13 protein-coding genes are annotated in these 14,380 nt (G+C 71.7%); 6 read left to right on the top strand and 7 right to left on the bottom strand.

Going from position 1 to position 14,380, the window contains the following annotated elements; genetic code table 11:
* Window positions 1-206 precede the first annotated feature (206 nt).
* The 4 genes from AB0B50_RS23850 to AB0B50_RS23835 all read right to left on the bottom strand — a co-directional run bounded on the left by AB0B50_RS23850 (window position 207) and on the right by AB0B50_RS23835 (window position 6,082).
* Window positions 207-2,147: a TerD family protein gene (locus AB0B50_RS23850; protein ID WP_362335313.1), complete on the bottom strand. Its 1,941-nt coding sequence runs from the start codon at window positions 2,145-2,147 to the stop codon at window positions 207-209.
* A 97-nt stretch (window positions 2,148-2,244) separates the two neighbouring features.
* On the bottom strand, window positions 2,245-2,823 hold the full coding sequence (locus AB0B50_RS23845) for a TerD family protein (protein ID WP_362335311.1): 579 nt from the start codon (window positions 2,821-2,823) through the stop codon (window positions 2,245-2,247).
* 155 nt (window positions 2,824-2,978) lie between these two features.
* Window positions 2,979-5,141, bottom strand: coding sequence for an excinuclease ABC subunit UvrB (gene uvrB, locus AB0B50_RS23840; protein WP_362335308.1), 2,163 nt, complete (start codon window positions 5,139-5,141; stop codon window positions 2,979-2,981).
* A gap of 62 nt (window positions 5,142-5,203) precedes the next feature.
* Window positions 5,204-6,082: an MHYT domain-containing protein gene (locus AB0B50_RS23835; RefSeq protein ID WP_362335305.1), complete on the bottom strand. Its 879-nt coding sequence runs from the start codon at window positions 6,080-6,082 to the stop codon at window positions 5,204-5,206.
* Between the two features lie 275 nt (window positions 6,083-6,357).
* Here AB0B50_RS23835 and AB0B50_RS23830 point away from each other — a divergent pair, with 275 nt between their 5' ends.
* The 3 genes from AB0B50_RS23830 (at window position 6,358) to AB0B50_RS23820 (ending at window position 9,223) form a co-directional block, all read left to right on the top strand.
* Entirely contained in the window at window positions 6,358-7,266 is a 909-nt protein-coding gene (locus AB0B50_RS23830; RefSeq protein ID WP_362335302.1) for a glycerophosphodiester phosphodiesterase family protein, read from the top strand.
* Window positions 7,267-7,328: 62 nt separating this feature from the next.
* On the top strand, window positions 7,329-7,889 hold the full coding sequence (locus tag AB0B50_RS23825; protein ID WP_362335299.1) for a methylated-DNA--[protein]-cysteine S-methyltransferase: 561 nt from the start codon (window positions 7,329-7,331) through the stop codon (window positions 7,887-7,889).
* Between the two features lie 71 nt (window positions 7,890-7,960).
* On the top strand, window positions 7,961-9,223 hold the full coding sequence (locus AB0B50_RS23820) for an MFS transporter (protein ID WP_362335296.1): 1,263 nt from the start codon (window positions 7,961-7,963) through the stop codon (window positions 9,221-9,223).
* 96 nt (window positions 9,224-9,319) lie between these two features.
* Here the strand turns inward: AB0B50_RS23820 and AB0B50_RS23815 are convergent, their stop codons facing one another.
* On the bottom strand, window positions 9,320-9,685 hold the full coding sequence (locus tag AB0B50_RS23815; RefSeq protein WP_362335293.1) for a cupin domain-containing protein: 366 nt from the start codon (window positions 9,683-9,685) through the stop codon (window positions 9,320-9,322).
* 110 nt (window positions 9,686-9,795) lie between these two features.
* Between AB0B50_RS23815 and AB0B50_RS23810 the strand changes: the two genes are divergently transcribed.
* Window positions 9,796-10,701, top strand: coding sequence for a pseudouridine-5'-phosphate glycosidase (locus AB0B50_RS23810; RefSeq protein WP_362335291.1), 906 nt, complete (start codon window positions 9,796-9,798; stop codon window positions 10,699-10,701).
* 35 nt (window positions 10,702-10,736) lie between these two features.
* Window positions 10,737-11,678 carry a PfkB family carbohydrate kinase gene (locus AB0B50_RS23805; protein WP_362335874.1) on the top strand — a complete coding sequence of 314 codons (942 nt, stop codon included), beginning with the start codon at window positions 10,737-10,739 and terminating at the stop codon, window positions 11,676-11,678.
* 90 nt (window positions 11,679-11,768) lie between these two features.
* Here AB0B50_RS23805 and AB0B50_RS23800 read toward each other — a convergent pair whose 3' ends face one another.
* A complete protein-coding gene (locus tag AB0B50_RS23800) occupies window positions 11,769-12,617 on the bottom strand; it encodes a methyltransferase domain-containing protein (protein ID WP_362335289.1) in 849 nt (282 codons plus the stop codon).
* Between the two features lie 147 nt (window positions 12,618-12,764).
* Here AB0B50_RS23800 and corA point away from each other — a divergent pair, with 147 nt between their 5' ends.
* A complete protein-coding gene (gene corA, locus AB0B50_RS23795) occupies window positions 12,765-13,910 on the top strand; it encodes a magnesium/cobalt transporter CorA (RefSeq protein ID WP_362335287.1) in 1,146 nt (381 codons plus the stop codon).
* Window positions 13,911-13,932: 22 nt separating this feature from the next.
* Here corA and AB0B50_RS23790 read toward each other — a convergent pair whose 3' ends face one another.
* Window positions 13,933-14,352: a CBS domain-containing protein gene (locus AB0B50_RS23790; RefSeq protein WP_362335284.1), complete on the bottom strand. Its 420-nt coding sequence runs from the start codon at window positions 14,350-14,352 to the stop codon at window positions 13,933-13,935.
* Window positions 14,353-14,380 lie beyond the last annotated feature (28 nt).

Genomic DNA, 14,380 nt, shown 5'->3' with positions numbered 1-14,380 from the left:
GAGGTCTCTTCCACCCGAGACGGTCCACCGCCGCCAGTCGGGCCGACGCCCCGGGACCGATGGCGGTCCGTATTGACGGGCACGTCGCAGCCGGGAGTACTCCCCTCCGCTGACAGGAGCCTACTCGAAACACCAAGGGTTGGTAAAGGTAACGGCAATCAAAAGCCAAAAGGCCAGGTCAGAGGCGTACGAAAGTCGCTTTGCCGTCAACGCCCGCCGTTGCGCCTGGCCGTGGCGACCTGGTCGAGGACCTGCCCCAGGATCTGGCTGCCCAAGGGGAAGGCCGGCGGGTCGTACGTCCACGCGTGGCCGACCCAGGGGTCGGCGAGGTGGTCGTCGGGCACCGGCGTAAGCCGCAGGAGCGCGCGCCACAGGGGGTCGAGCAGCGGGCCGTACTCCGCGGCGTCCTCGCGGTCGGCGACCATCATGAGGTGGACGCCGACGGCCGGGCCCTCGTCCGCGAGGTAGCGCAGCTGGGTCACGGCGCGGTCGTCGAAGCCGTGCGGGAAGTCGTTGACGATCAGGAGCTGCTCGGCGGTGTCCAGGTCCGCGGGCAGCGCGTCGGCGGCGCCGCCGCGGACCGCCATCTGGACCAGGTCCACGCGCTGGGTGAGCTTGGCGAGGACCGCGGAGACACCGGCCGCGCCGGTGGCGGGGGGCTCGGCGAGCACGCCGGCCGTCACGAGCGGCGCGAGGGAGGGCGCGGCGGAGCCCGCCGCGTCGATGACGTGGACCTGGAACTCACCTGCGGGGTAGACCGCGAGGAGCCGGGCCGCGTGCGCGACCGCGGTGTCCACGGCGATCCTGCGCAGCTCTGCGGAGTCGGTGAAGGAGTTGGTGAGGGCCTTGCCGCTGTCGATCCACAGGCCGCGCTCCAGGGGCAGCCGGACGAGCATCGGGATCCGCAGGTCGGTGCGCTCGGGGAGGTGGAGGTCGCCGAGGCGGAGCGCCATCGGGATCTCCATGGGCGCGCGGTAGGCGTGCCAGACGGGGCTGCTCCACGCGGCGTACGCCGGGGGGAGGGCGGGCTCGACGACGTCGGCCTCGGCGGCGAGCTGGGCGAGGTCGCGGTCGAGGGCGGCCCTGGCCTGGCCGACGAGGTCGGCGTGCTTGGCGCGGGCGCTCTCGCGCGCGGGGTCGCCCGCGCCGCCGATGCGGCTGCGCGGGTCGGAAAGGACCTTGTCGAGCTCCTGCTCCATGCGGGAGTCGGCGAAGTCGACGGCGCTTCGGTACGCGGCCGTGGTGCGGGCCAGGTCCTCGAACATGCCCCACACCTGGTTGTAGAGCCGCTCCTCCATGGACCAGCCGGTGGCGTCGCCCGCGACGGGCTGGGCGGGCTCCCCCGGGCGGACCGGGGGCGCGGTCGGCGGAGGCGGCGGGGGCGCGGTGGTCTGGCGGGCGGGGTGGGTGTAGTTGATGGGGCCGCCCGGAGCGGGGGCATCGGCCGCGTCGCCGCCGGGCTGCTGCGGGGGCGCGGCGGGTTGGCCCTGTCCCGGGGCGGGCCGGCCCTGCGGCGGGGCGGGCTCTCCCTGGGCCGCGGTGCGCACGCGGGCGTCGTCCGACGGGCGGGGCGGGGGCGCGGCCACGGAGCGGGCCAGGCCCCGCGCCACCGCGTCGTCGATCGCGCCCGCCAGCTCGCGGGCCTGGGGCAGGCCCTGGTCGGTGAGCATCTCGGCGAGGCCGCCCGCGTACCCCTGGCCGACGGCGCGGACCTTCCAGGCGCCCTGGCGGCGGTAGAGCTCCAGGGCGACGACGGCGGACTCGGCGTCCAGGTCGGTGATGGTGTAGCTGGCGACCTCGGCGCCGTCGAGCCCGGTGACCGCGACGAACGGGGCGGCGAGGGCGCTGAAGCTGACCGGGCCCCCGACGCCGACGGGCAGCGCCAGCAGGACGTTGACCCGGTGGACGGTGTCCGGCACGGCATCGAGGTCCACGGCGAGCCGGTGGTCGGCGGCCGCCTGCTTGGAGACCTCAAGGCCCGGCAGGGTGGGCGAACCGGGGTGGGCCACCCACTCCACGCCGCGGACCCTGCCCTGGTCGTCGCCGAGCGTGGCGCCCGCCACGACCGGCTTGCCGGCCGAGACACGGATCTCCAGGCGGGTTCCGGAAAGCGGGTGGTTCTGCCCCCGCACCAGCTCGGCCGTCATTGCCTTCGTTCCCCCTCGAAGGGCCCCCGTCGAGCCCTCGTACTGATACGTGCGGACGTACGGATGTGCCTGGCCGCCTCGACGTGCCCGGACGTGCCTACAGGTGCGGCAGGATCGACGGCATCAGGTCCTGGAAGGTACGGCCGTTGGCGGGGTTGCCGATGGCCGTCATCTGCCAGCCCGCGCCCGCGCGGTGGACCTTCGCCATGATCTGCGCGGTGTACTGACCGCCGCCGTCCAGGGTGTAGCGGGCGAGCTCCTGGCCGTTGGTCTCGTCGACCAGGCGGCAGAAGGCGTTCTGCACCTCCTGGAAGGTCTGGCCGGTGAAGGAGTTCACCGTGAAGACGATCTGGTCGATGTGGACGGGGACCCGCTGCAGATCGACGAGGATCGCCTCGTCGTCCCCGCCCTGGCCGACACCGCCGACGAGGTTGTCGCCGGTGTGCCGCACCGAGCCGTCGTCGCTGACCAGGTGACGGAAGAACACGACGTCCACCGGCTGCTTGTCGGCGAACAGGACCGCCGACGCGTCCAGGTCGACCTCACGGGTGCGCGAGCCGAACAGGCCGCGGCGCGGGGCCGCCTGCCATCCGAGTCCCATGCGCACCGCGGACAGGGCGCCCCCGTCGTTCTTCTGCAGGCTGATGGCCTGACCCTTGGTCATGTTGACCGTCACGCGCTGTCCCCTCTCGAACTGCCTGGGCAACCGCCTCTTGCGGTTGCCCAGCACCCTATGCAGTGCGACCTGGGCGGTCGCACTCCGGGCCGCACTTTGTGGCGGTCTTGCAACAGACCGTCCAGTACGCCGTTTCCCCTGCCCCGGGCGTGCTCCTAGGCCTGGCCCGCCTCCCTCATCTGCCGCAGTTCCTTCTTCATCTCCGACACCTCGTCACGGAGCCGTGCGGCGATCTCGAACTGCAGGTCGGCGGCGGCCGCGCGCATGCGCTCGGTCATCTCCTCGATCTGCTCGGCCAGTTCGGCCGCGGGGCGGTCGGTCGGGACGGTCTCCGCGCCCTTCTTGCCCTTGGCCTTGGTCTTCGAAGAGGCGGCCGTCTTGCCGGTCTTGGCCGCTTCGTTGCCGAGGGAGGGCACCGGGGCCTTGGCGCCCTTGCCCGCCTTCGGCTTGCGGTAGTCGGAGCCGAGGAGCTGCTCGGTGTCGACCTCCTCGCGCGCGATCTGCGACACGATGTCGTTGATCTTCTTGCGGAGAGGCTGCGGGTCGATGCCCTTCTCCTTGTTGTACGCGATCTGCTTCTCCCGGCGGCGGTTGGTCTCCTCGATGGCCTTCTCCATCGCCGGGGTGATCTTGTCGGCGTACATGTGGACCTGGCCGGAGACGTTGCGCGCGGCGCGGCCGATGGTCTGGATCAGGGAGGTCCCCGAGCGTAGGAAGCCCTCCTTGTCGGCGTCGAGGATCGCCACCAGGGAGACCTCGGGCAGGTCGAGGCCTTCACGAAGGAGGTTGATGCCGACCAGGACGTCGAACTCACCGGCCCGCAGCTCGCGCAGGAGCTCGACACGGCGCAGCGTGTCGACGTCGCTGTGCAGATAGCGGACCTGGATGCCCAGTTCGAGGAAGTAGTCGGTGAGGTCCTCGGCCATCTTCTTGGTGAGCGTGGTGACCAGGACGCGCTCGTCCTTCTCGGTGCGCGTGCGGATCTCGTGCACCAGGTCGTCGATCTGGCCCTCGGTGGGCTTGACGACGACCTCGGGGTCGACGAGGCCGGTGGGGCGGATGATCTGCTCGACGAAGCCGTCGCCGCGCGAGAGTTCGTACTTCCCCGGGGTTGCCGAGAGGTAGACCGTCTGCCCGATGCGGCCGAGGAACTCCTCCCACTTCAGGGGGCGGTTGTCCAAGGCGGAGGGCAGGCGGAAGCCGTGGTCGACGAGGGTGCGCTTGCGGGAGGCGTCGCCCTCGTACATCGCGCCGATCTGGGGGACCGTGACGTGCGACTCGTCGAGGACCAGGAGGAAGTCGTCGGGGAAGTAGTCGATGAGGGTGTTCGGGGCGGAGCCGGGCTCGCGGCCGTCGAAGTGCATCGAGTAGTTCTCGACGCCGGAGCAGGAGCCGATCTGGCGGAGCATCTCCAGGTCATACGTGGTGCGCATGCGCAGGCGCTGGGCCTCCAGCATCTTGCCCTGCTTCTCCAGCTCGGCGAGGCGCTCGGCGAGCTCCTTCTCGATGCCGTTGACCGCCTTCTCCATGCGCTCCGGGCCCGCTACGTAGTGCGAGGCGGGGAAGACGTACAGATGGTCGTCGTCGCTGATGACCTCGCCGGTGAGCGGGTGGAGGGTGGAGAGCGCCTCGATCTCGTCGCCGAACATCTCGATGCGGACGGCCAGTTCCTCGTAGACCGGGAAGATCTCGATGGTGTCGCCGCGCACCCGGAAGGTGCCGCGGGTGAACGCGAGGTCGTTGCGCGTGTACTGGATGTCGACGAAGCGGCGCAGGAGCTGGTCGCGGTCGATCTCGTCGCCGACCTTGAGGGGGACCATCCGGTCCACGTACTCCTGGGGGGTGCCGAGGCCGTAGATGCAGGAGACGGAGGCGACCACGACCACGTCGCGGCGGGTGAGCAGCGAGTTCGTGGCGGAGTGGCGCAGGCGCTCGACCTCCTCGTTGATCGAGGAGTCCTTTTCGATGTAGGTGTCCGACTGAGGGACGTACGCCTCGGGTTGGTAGTAGTCGTAGTACGAGACGAAGTACTCGACGGCGTTGTTGGGCAGGAGCTCGCGGAATTCGTTCGCCAGCTGGGCGGCCAGTGTTTTGTTCGGCGCCATCACCAAAGTGGGGCGCTGGAGCTTCTCGATCATCCACGCGGTGGTGGCCGACTTGCCGGTGCCGGTCGCGCCGAGGAGGACGACATCCTTCTCACCTGCGCGAATGCGCCGCTCCAGCTCGGCGATGGCCGCCGGCTGGTCGCCGCTGGGCTGGTACGGGCTGACGACCTCGAAGGGCGCCACCGTGCGTTCGATCTTGGATACGGGCCGCATGGAATCCACCGTACGACCCCGCACTGACAACCGGGCCCGATCGCCCGCTCAGCGGCGTCCCGTCACCAGTTCTGCGGGGTGCGGGAGCCGGGGCGGGTGCGGCTGCGGGTCCGGCGGCGCGGCCCCGGCACGTGGCGGTCGCCGGAGCGCGGGACGGGGTAGGGCTGCCGGGGGCGGCCGCCGTTCGCCGGGCTTCTGGTGTCGGCCTGGCCGCCCATCACCATCAGCGGGTCGAACATCACGATCACGCCCGCCAGGAGCAGGAAGGCGAGCGGCCCGATCATCATGGGCGCGAGGATCTCGGCGGGCGAGTCGCCGGGCGGCGCGACGCCCGAGCCGTGCAGATGGACGCTGAGCCCCGCCATGCCCATGTAGTGCATGCCGCTCACGGCCAGACCCATCACGAGGCTCGCGCCCAGACTCCAGAGGGGACCCTTGACCTGGCCCGCCGCCCAGAGCGCGGCGGTCGCGGCGCACATGGCGATCACCACGGACGCGGCGACGGTGAGGGTGTTGTACTCCAGCGTCCCGCGAAGACGCATACCGGCCATTCCCAGGTAGTGCATCGTGGCCACGCCGAGGCCCGTGATGGTCCCTCCGGTGAAGAGCGCGGTGCCCGTCGCGCCGCGGTAGCCGACGATGAAGATGCCGATGCCGACCATGACGATGGCGACGGCCAGGCTCGCGAAGGTCAGCGCCTTGTCGTAGTGGATCGGGGCTTCCTCGACGGTGAAGCCCATCATCGCCACGAAGTGCATGGTCCAGATTCCGGACCCGATCGCGGCCGAGCCGAGCGCCAGCCAGCCGGGCCGCCAGGAGTGCGCCACGAGCAGCGATCTGGTCGTGCAGCGCAGACCGAGCGCTCCTCCCAGACAGGCCATGAGATAGGCCACCACCGGTGTGACGACTCCGTAGCTGAACCCGTCGACCGTGCCCTGCATGCGCGGTAGCCCTTCCGCCTGTTGTGCCCGAATGCCCTGATAACGCCCGATGCACCCCCTGTCGGCGGCCATCTGAAAGACCGTCGGCTGAGGCAGAGAGTAAAGCTCGCGCCGGAACGTACGAACGATTTTCCGGCAAAGAATCGCGTTACCCACGCGCGGGGTCCCAGAGTTTGTCGACTCCGTTCAACCTGTGGCCATCCTGCACCTGTCTCCCGTTGGCCGTGGACTGTCACTCTCGACCGGTCCGCGACCTCTCGACGCGAGGAGTACACGTGTACGCACGCGCTGCCGTCACCACTGCCGCCCTTCTCGGAGCCGGCGCACTCGTCCTCCCCACCGCCACCGCCACCGCGCAGACGTCCTCGACGCGGACGCCCGCGGCACAGAGCGCGGTCCGGCACGACAGACCACTGGTCGTCGCCCACCGCGGCGCCTCGGCCTACGCTCCGGAGAACACCCTCGCGGCCATCGACAAGGCCCGTGACATGGGCTTCCGCTGGGTCGAGAACGACGTCCAGCGGACCAGGGACGGCGAGCTCGTGATCATGCACGACGACACCCTGAAGCGGACGACGAACGTCGAGGAGCTCTTCCCCGACCGCGCCCCGTGGAAGGTCGCGGACTTCACTGCGGCGGAGATCGCGAAGCTCGACGCGGGCAGCTGGTTCAGCCCGAAGTACGCGGGCGAGCGCGTGCCCACGCTCGAGCAGTACATGCGCCGGGTGTCGCACAACCACCAGAAGCTGGTCTTCGAGTTCAAGAAGCCCGAGCTGTACCCGGGCATCGAGAAGGAGGGCCTGCGGGTGCTCCGCGACACGGGCTGGCTCGACAAGCACCACGTCAAGAGCAAGCTCGTCATCCAGAGCTTCAGCGCGGACAGCGTGAAGACGGTGCACAAGCTGCGGCCCGACGTGAAGACGGGCTTCCTCGGCACGCCCGCGGTGGCCGACCTGCCCGCGTACGCGAAGTTCGCCGACCAGATCAACTCCACGCACACGTCCATCTCGGCCGACTACGTCTCCGCGATCCACGCGCTCAAGGGCCCGCACGGCAAGCCTCTGGAGATCTTCACATGGACCGTCAACGACGCCCCGAACGCGGTGCGCGCCGCGGGCTTCGGCGTGGACGGGATCATCACCAACACCCCTGACGTCGTCCGCGAGGCGCTGCGCGAGGACTGAGGCGCTGCGCGAGGACCGGCCGCGCCGTCGCGTTGTCAGTGGGCGGTCGTACGGTGGTCGGCATGAACGCGAATGCGCAGGAGCGGGAGCAGCGTCAGGTCGTGTGGGCCGTCGTCGGCAGCGACATCGGTCCGCTGCTGCTCGCCGCGACCGACGAGGGACTGGTCACCGTGGCCTTCCACGCCACGGACGCGGTGCGCGACAAGACCCTGGAGAAGCTCGGCTCCCGCCTGGGCGCCGAGCCGCTCCACGCACCGGATTCGCCCCTTCTCGCCGAGGCGATACGGCAGCTCGCGGAGTACTTCGCGGGTGAGCGCCACGACTTCGAGCTGCCGCTCGACTGGTCGCTGATCTCCGGCTTCAACCGCCAGGTGCTGCGCGAGCTCGCCTCCGGCGTGCCGTACGGCGCCGTCGTGGGGTACGGCGACCTGGCAGGACGCGTCGGCCAGCCGCGCGCGGCCCAGGCCGTGGGCATCGCCATGGGCGCCAATCCCCTGCCGGTCGTGGTGCCGTGCCACCGCGTGGTGGAGAGCGACGGGGGCATCGGCGGCTTCGGGGGCGGCCTGGAGACCAAGCGGCAGCTGCTCGCGCTGGAGGGAGTGCTTCCGCAGCCGCTGTTCTGACGCCTTCGGACGTGGCCAGGCCCCGGCTCCGCGTGGTTACGTGCGCACGGGCGCCCTGGCACACTGCGTCAGTGACTTCGACCCTCGACGCTCCTGACATACCCGCGCCGGAGGCGCTGCCCGCACTGCGCCGTCGTACGAACGCCGTATTGATCGCCGGTCAGATATTGGGCGGGCTCGGGGTGCCGGTCGGCATCACCCTGGCCCCGGTCCTCGCGACCGACGTGAGCGGCACGGAGGCGGTGTCCGGCCTCGCGCCGACGGCTTCCGCGGCCGGCACGGCCCTGCTCTCGCTGCCGCTCGCCGCGCTGATGAACGCGCGCGGGCGGCGTGCCGGGCTCGTCCTCGCCTATGTCATCGGCGCGCTGGGCGCGGGGATCGTGGTGCTCGCCTCGGTGGTCGGAAGCTTCGCGCTGCTGCTGCTCGGCATGGCGGCGTTCGGGGCGGGCTCGCTGGCCACGCTGCAGGCGCGGTTCGCCGCGGCCGACCTCGCCGAGCCCGACCGGCGCGGCCGTTCCATCTCGCTCATCATCTGGGCCACCACGATCGGCTCGGTCCTCGGGCCGAACATCGCCGCGCCCACGAGCCGCGTCTTCGCCGACAGCGCGATCTCGAAGGAGGCGGGGCCCTTCCTCTTCGCCGGCGGGATCTTCGCGGTGGCTGCGCTGGTCGTGGCGGTGCTGCTGCGGCCCGATCCGCTGCTCACCGCCCGCGCCCTGGACCCGGAGCAGCACGAGGCGCCGCGGGGCAGTTCCCTGAAGGCGGGGATCGCCGCGGTGGCCGCGTCTCCCATGGCCCGGCTCGCGCTGGTGACGGTGGCCGCCTCGCACACAGTGATGGTCTCGATCATGGTGATGACGCCGGTCGACCTGGGGCACCACGGCGCGAGCCTGGAGCTGGTCGGTCTTGTCATCAGCGGTCACATCGCGGGCATGTACGCGTTCTCGCCGGTGATGGGCTGGCTCGCCGACCGGTTCGGCAGGCTCTCCGTGATCGGCCTCGCGGTCGGTCTGCTGAGCTGTGCGGCGCTGCTCGCCGGCACGGCGGGGCCGAGCCACGCCCGGACCGCGGCCGGTCTCTTCCTGCTCGGGCTCGGCTGGTCCGCGGGGCTCGTCTCCGGGTCCGCGCTGCTCACCGACTCGGTGCCGCAGTCGGCACGGGCCGCCGTGCAGGGCCTCTCCGACCTGACGATGAACGCGGCCGCGGGCATCGGCGGCGCGGCCGCGGGGCTGATCGTCGCCAAGGCTAGCTACGGCTGGCTCAACCTCATCGGCGCCTGTGTGCTGCTGCCGATGGCCGCGCTCGCCGTCCGCAGGGCGGTCAGGAAGACGTGACTCCCGCGCGGCCGCCGGGAGTTGGCCGAGTCGGCCCCGTGGGCCCCGTGGGCCCCGTGGGCCCCGTGGGCCCCGTGGGCCCCGTGGGCCCCGTGGTCAGGGAAGCGTGATGTGGTACGCCTTGCGCAGCGTCTCGTGCACGGTCCACGTGGTGCGGTCGCCCTCGCGCAGCACGGCCGCGTCGCCGGGGCCGATCTCCAGGGTGTCGCCGCCCTCGACCTCGACGGTGGCCCGGCCGCTGACGACCACGAAGAGCTCGTTGGCCTCGGTGTCGGTGACCACGCCCGGCGTGATCTGCCAGATGCCGCGCAGCTGCTTGCCGTCGGCGGACTCCCACAGCACCTTGCCGGTCACCACCGGGTCGCCGGAGACGATCTGCTCCGGGTCGAGCGGCTCGACCTCCAGCTCGACGTCGGGGATGTGCACGGCAAAAGACGCAACAGCCTGATCATTCGTGGTCATGGCCGGTCACCCTAGCCGGGGGGCGCGGTCCGCCTCGGCCGGGGTCGGGTTTGGCGGAGGGCTCGGCCCGCCAGGGATGAGGGGAGACCCGACAGGCAGGAGGCAGGCCCGTGCTGGTGGTGTCCGACGAGGTACAGACAGCTGTCACGGAGCGGCGGCCCGTGGTGGCCCTGGAGTCCACGATCATCGCGCACGGGCTGCCGCGCGCGCGGAGTCTCCAGGCGGCCGAGGAGCTCGAAGCGGTCGTACGCGACGAGGGTGCCGTCCCCGCGACGATCGCCGTCCTGGACGGACGACCCCATGTCGGCCTGGACAAGGAGCAGTTGGGGCGGGTCGCGAACGAGGACGGCATCCGCAAGCTGGGCCACCGCGATCTGCCGCTCGCCCTCGCGACGGGTGCGAGCGGGGCGACGACGGTGTCGGCGACGGCGCTGCTCGCCGCGCGCGCGGGTGTACGGGTGTTCGCCACGGGCGGGCTCGGCGGGGTGCACCGGCAGTGGACGGTGACGCAGGACGAGTCGGCCGATCTGGGGCTGCTCGCCCGCACGAGGATCACGCTGGTGTGCGCGGGCGTGAAGTCGGTCCTGGACGTGGCGGCGACGCTGGAACGGCTGGAGACGCTGGGCGTCGCGGTGGCGGGGTTCGGGACCGACCGCTTCCCCGGCTTCTATCTCGCCGACTCCGGGCACCCGGTGGACTGGACGCTGCGGAGCCCCGGTGAGGTCGCGGAGGTGATGCGGGCGCAGGACGCGCTCGACGGGCCCGACTCGGCGCTGATCGTGGCGAATCCGGTGCCACTGGACGAGCAGCTGGATCCCGGCCTCCACGCGCGCGTGCTCGCCGAGGCCCTGGAGGCGTGCGAGGAGCGGGGCATCACGGGGCAGGCGATCACGCCGTTCCTCCTGGATGAGTTGGTCCGCCGCACCGACGGCGCCTCCCTGGAGGCCAACCTCGCGGCGGTCCGCGGCAACACCCGCCTGGCGGGGCGCATCGCGGTGGCGTGGGCGGGGCGGTGACGGTGCGGGGCGAGGGGCCTCGCGCGGTGGTGGATCTGCGGGGCACGGGGCATGCCGGGGGCGCGGAGGCAGGCAGTGGTGGGCTGTTGGTGGTCGGGGATGTCGTCACCGACATCGTCGCCCGGCACCGTACGGCCCTTGTCACCGGCACCGACACCGCCGCGGAGATCCGTACCGTGCCCGGCGGCGCGGGGGCCAACGTGGCGTGCTGGGCGGCGTATTGGGGCTGCGCGGACGTGGCTCTGCTGGGGCGGGTCGGCGCCGACGCGGCGGCGTGGCACGAGGACGCGCTCACGCGCGCGGGGGTGCGGCCCCGGCTCGTGGTCGACCCCACCGCGCCGACAGGGACGGTGATCTGCCTGGTGGACGGGGCCGCCGCGGCCGAGCGGACGTTCCTCACGGACAACGGTGCCTCGCTGCGGCTCTCCCCCGCCGACTGGTCGCCCGACCTGCTCGACGGCGTGGCCCTGCTGCACCTCTCCGGTTACCTGTTCTTCGCCGAGCCGGGCCGCGCGGCGGCACGGACCGCGCTGGCGGCGGCGCGCACGCGTGGAGTGCCGGTGAGCGTGGATCCCGCGTCGGCGGGGTTCCTCGCGGAGTCGGGTGCCGAGCGGTTCCTCTCGGCGGTGGACGGGGTGGAGACGCTGCTGCCGAGCCGCGACGAGGCGGAGCTTCTCACCGGGCTGCCCGACCCCGCCGACGCGGCGTCGAAGCTGAGCCGCCGCTTTCCTTCCGTGGTGGTCACGTCGGGCGCCGAGGGGGCATGGGTGGCGCGTAACGGCGAGGTGCTCGGCCGGGCCCCCGCACCGCCCGCGCGCGTACGGGACTCGACGGGCGCGGGCGACGCGTTCACCGGCGCGTTCCTCGCCGCGCGGCTCGACGGAGCGGGGCTCCTCAAGGCGGCGGGCGAGGGGTGCGGGGCGGGGGCGCGGGCCGTGGAACGGGTGGGAGGCAGGCCACCGCCGGTACGGGGGTAGCGGGAGGTGGCGGTGCGGGGGGGGCGCGGGGGGCGCGGGGGTGCTTACGGCTTCCTCCGGAGGGTGCTTACGGCTTCCTCCGGGGGGTGCTTACGGCTTCCTCCCCCACGCCGCGATCAGCGGTGCCGTCGCCAGGTCCATGGTGCGCGTCGCGACGTTCGCCAGGTGCTCGTCGATGTCCTCCGCCGTGGCCAGGCCCGCGGCGGTCAGGTCCGGGTGGAACTGGCGGAGCGTCGCGGTCTCCAGGTCGGCGCAGGCGGGCGAGGCGAGCGGGAAGTACACGTCGGACTCCACCTGGCGCAGGCCCGCCTCACGCAGCAGCCGCGGCAGCCGTCGCCCGTACGTGAGATCGGCTCCGCGCTCCGCGAGCAGCGCGCGCACCCCGTGGCGCAGTCGGTTCGCCAACTCCTGTGCGGGGCCGTGCTCGTCGGGGCAGGCCAGCGGCTGCAGCGCGGGGTCGGCCTCCTCGATCAGGAGCCTGCCGCCGGGCCGCAGCGCCCTCAGCATCGACGCCAAGGCCCGCTCCCGGTCCGGGACATCGGCCAGGACGAGCCGCGCGTGCACCAGGTCGAAGCCCTCGACCGGCGGCGCGTCGACGGCGACGTCGTGGGTCCGCACCTCGAGGGGCGAACGTGCGGCCCGCGTCTGCCAGGACGTGTCGGTGTCGGTCGCGAGGACCCGGCCGGTGGGGCCGACCCGCTTGGCGAGCCAGGAGATCACGGAGGTGCCGCCGGCCCCGACCTCCCAGCAGCGCCAGCCGGGACCGATGCCCAGGCGTTCGATGTGCCCGAAGGTCGTCGGGTCGAAGAGGGCGGCGAAGGCGTCGCGGCGCGACTGTGCCGCGGACGGCCCGTGGTCGGGGAGTCGGCGGTGGTCGGAGAGCTGCCCGGGATCGGAGTACTGCCGGGGGTCGAGGAGATGTCCGTCGATTCGCGTCATGCCGTGATCATCCCAGTTGTCCTGCTTGCTCCCGGGTAGCAGAACCGGATGTTCCGGTGCGGAATACTCCGTTCCCACAGGCCTCGGCGAAGTGTCGGAACGTACTGGCAGACTGGCACGCCAAGTCGTCGGTGCGAGGAGCCACACATGTCGATGGCAGGCAATCTGCGGAAGGTCGGAAGCCTGGGCAAGGCCGGTGGCCTGCGCACGGTCGGCGGCCTGCGGAAGGTCGCACGGCTGCGCCACCGCGCCGGGCGCGTCGACCTGAGTCACCCCGCGCGCTCCCCGCTGGGCTCGTCGGTGGTGAATTGCGTGACGTACCGGGAGGGGGTGCGCCAGCCGTCCGCCCACGACCTGGTCGAGGCGGTGGAGCGCGTCCGCAAGAACGGCGACGGCTTCGTCTGGCTCGGGCTGCACGAGCCGACGGAGGACGAGTTCGCGGGCATCGCCGATCTCTTCGACCTGCACCCCCTCGCCGTGGAGGACGCGGTGCACGCGCACCAGCGCCCGAAGGTCGAGCGGTACGACCAGACGCTGTTCGCCGTCTTCAAGACCGTCTGCTACGTGGAACACACCGAACTCACCGCGACCAGCGAGGTGGTGGACACCGGCGAGATCATGGTCTTCGTCGGCCGGGAGTTCGTCATCACCGTCCGGCACGGCAGGCACGGCTCGCTCGGCCCGCTGCGCGAGGAGCTTGAGGCGGCGCCCGAGCAGCTCGCCCAGGGCCCGGCCGCGGTGCTGCACGCCATCGCGGACCAGGTCGTGGACGACTACCTCGCGGCGACGGACGCGGTGCAGTCGGACATCGACCAGGTCGAGTCCGCCGTGTTCGCCAGGGACGGCGAGCGGACCGACCCCGGCCGGATCTACCAGCTCAAGCGCGAACTGCTCGAACTGAAGCGGGCGGTGGTGCCGCTCGGCCGGCCGCTCCAGGTGCTCGCCACCCAGCCGATGCGGGTCATCGCCCCGGAGATACAGGCGTACTTCCGCGACGTCGACGACCACTTGAAGCGGGCCACCGAACAGATCGCCGCCTTCGACGAGTTGCTGAACTCGATCCTCCAGGCGCACCTCGCCCAGGTGACAGTCGCGCAGAACGAGGACATGCGGAAGATCACCGCCTGGGCGGCGGTCATCGCGGTGCCGACGATGGTCTGCGGCATGTACGGCATGAACTTCGACCACATGCCCGAGCTGCACTGGCAGTTCGGCTATCCGCTGGTCATGTCCGTGATCGCGACGATCTGTTTCACGCTGTACCGCGGCTTCCGGCGGAACGGCTGGTTGTGAGCCCCGAACTCGCCATCGGCGGCTAGCCCTTGGCGTACACGCTCTCGACCCAGCCCGCGAGCTGGTCGTCGGTGAGGTGCGTGGCCAGGTCCGCCTCGCTGATCATGCCGACGAGCCGCTTGTTCTCGATCACCGGCAGGCGGCGGATCTGATGGCCCTGCATCTCCCGCAGGACCTCGTCGACGTCGGCGCCCGAGTCGATCCAGCGCGGCGTGCCCTTGGCCATGTCGCCCGCGGTGACTTTGGCCGGGTCGTGGCCCATGGCCACGCAGCCGACGACGATGTCACGGTCGGTGAGGATGCCGCAGAGCCGTTCGTTCTCGTCGCTGATGGGCAGTGCGCCCACGTCGAGTTCGCGCATCAGCTGGGCGGCGCGGTCCAGGGTCTCGTGCATGGGGATCCACTGGGCGCCCCGGTGCATGATGTCTCCGGCGGTGGTCATCACTACCTCCCGTTGCCGGGCAGTGTCC

This window comes from Streptomyces sp. NPDC041068, assembly GCF_040647455.1.
GTDB lineage: Bacteria > Actinomycetota > Actinomycetes > Streptomycetales > Streptomycetaceae > Streptomyces.
The sequence above is the reverse complement of the archived record's forward strand: the minus strand, read 5'-3'. Positions and strand labels throughout refer to the sequence as shown.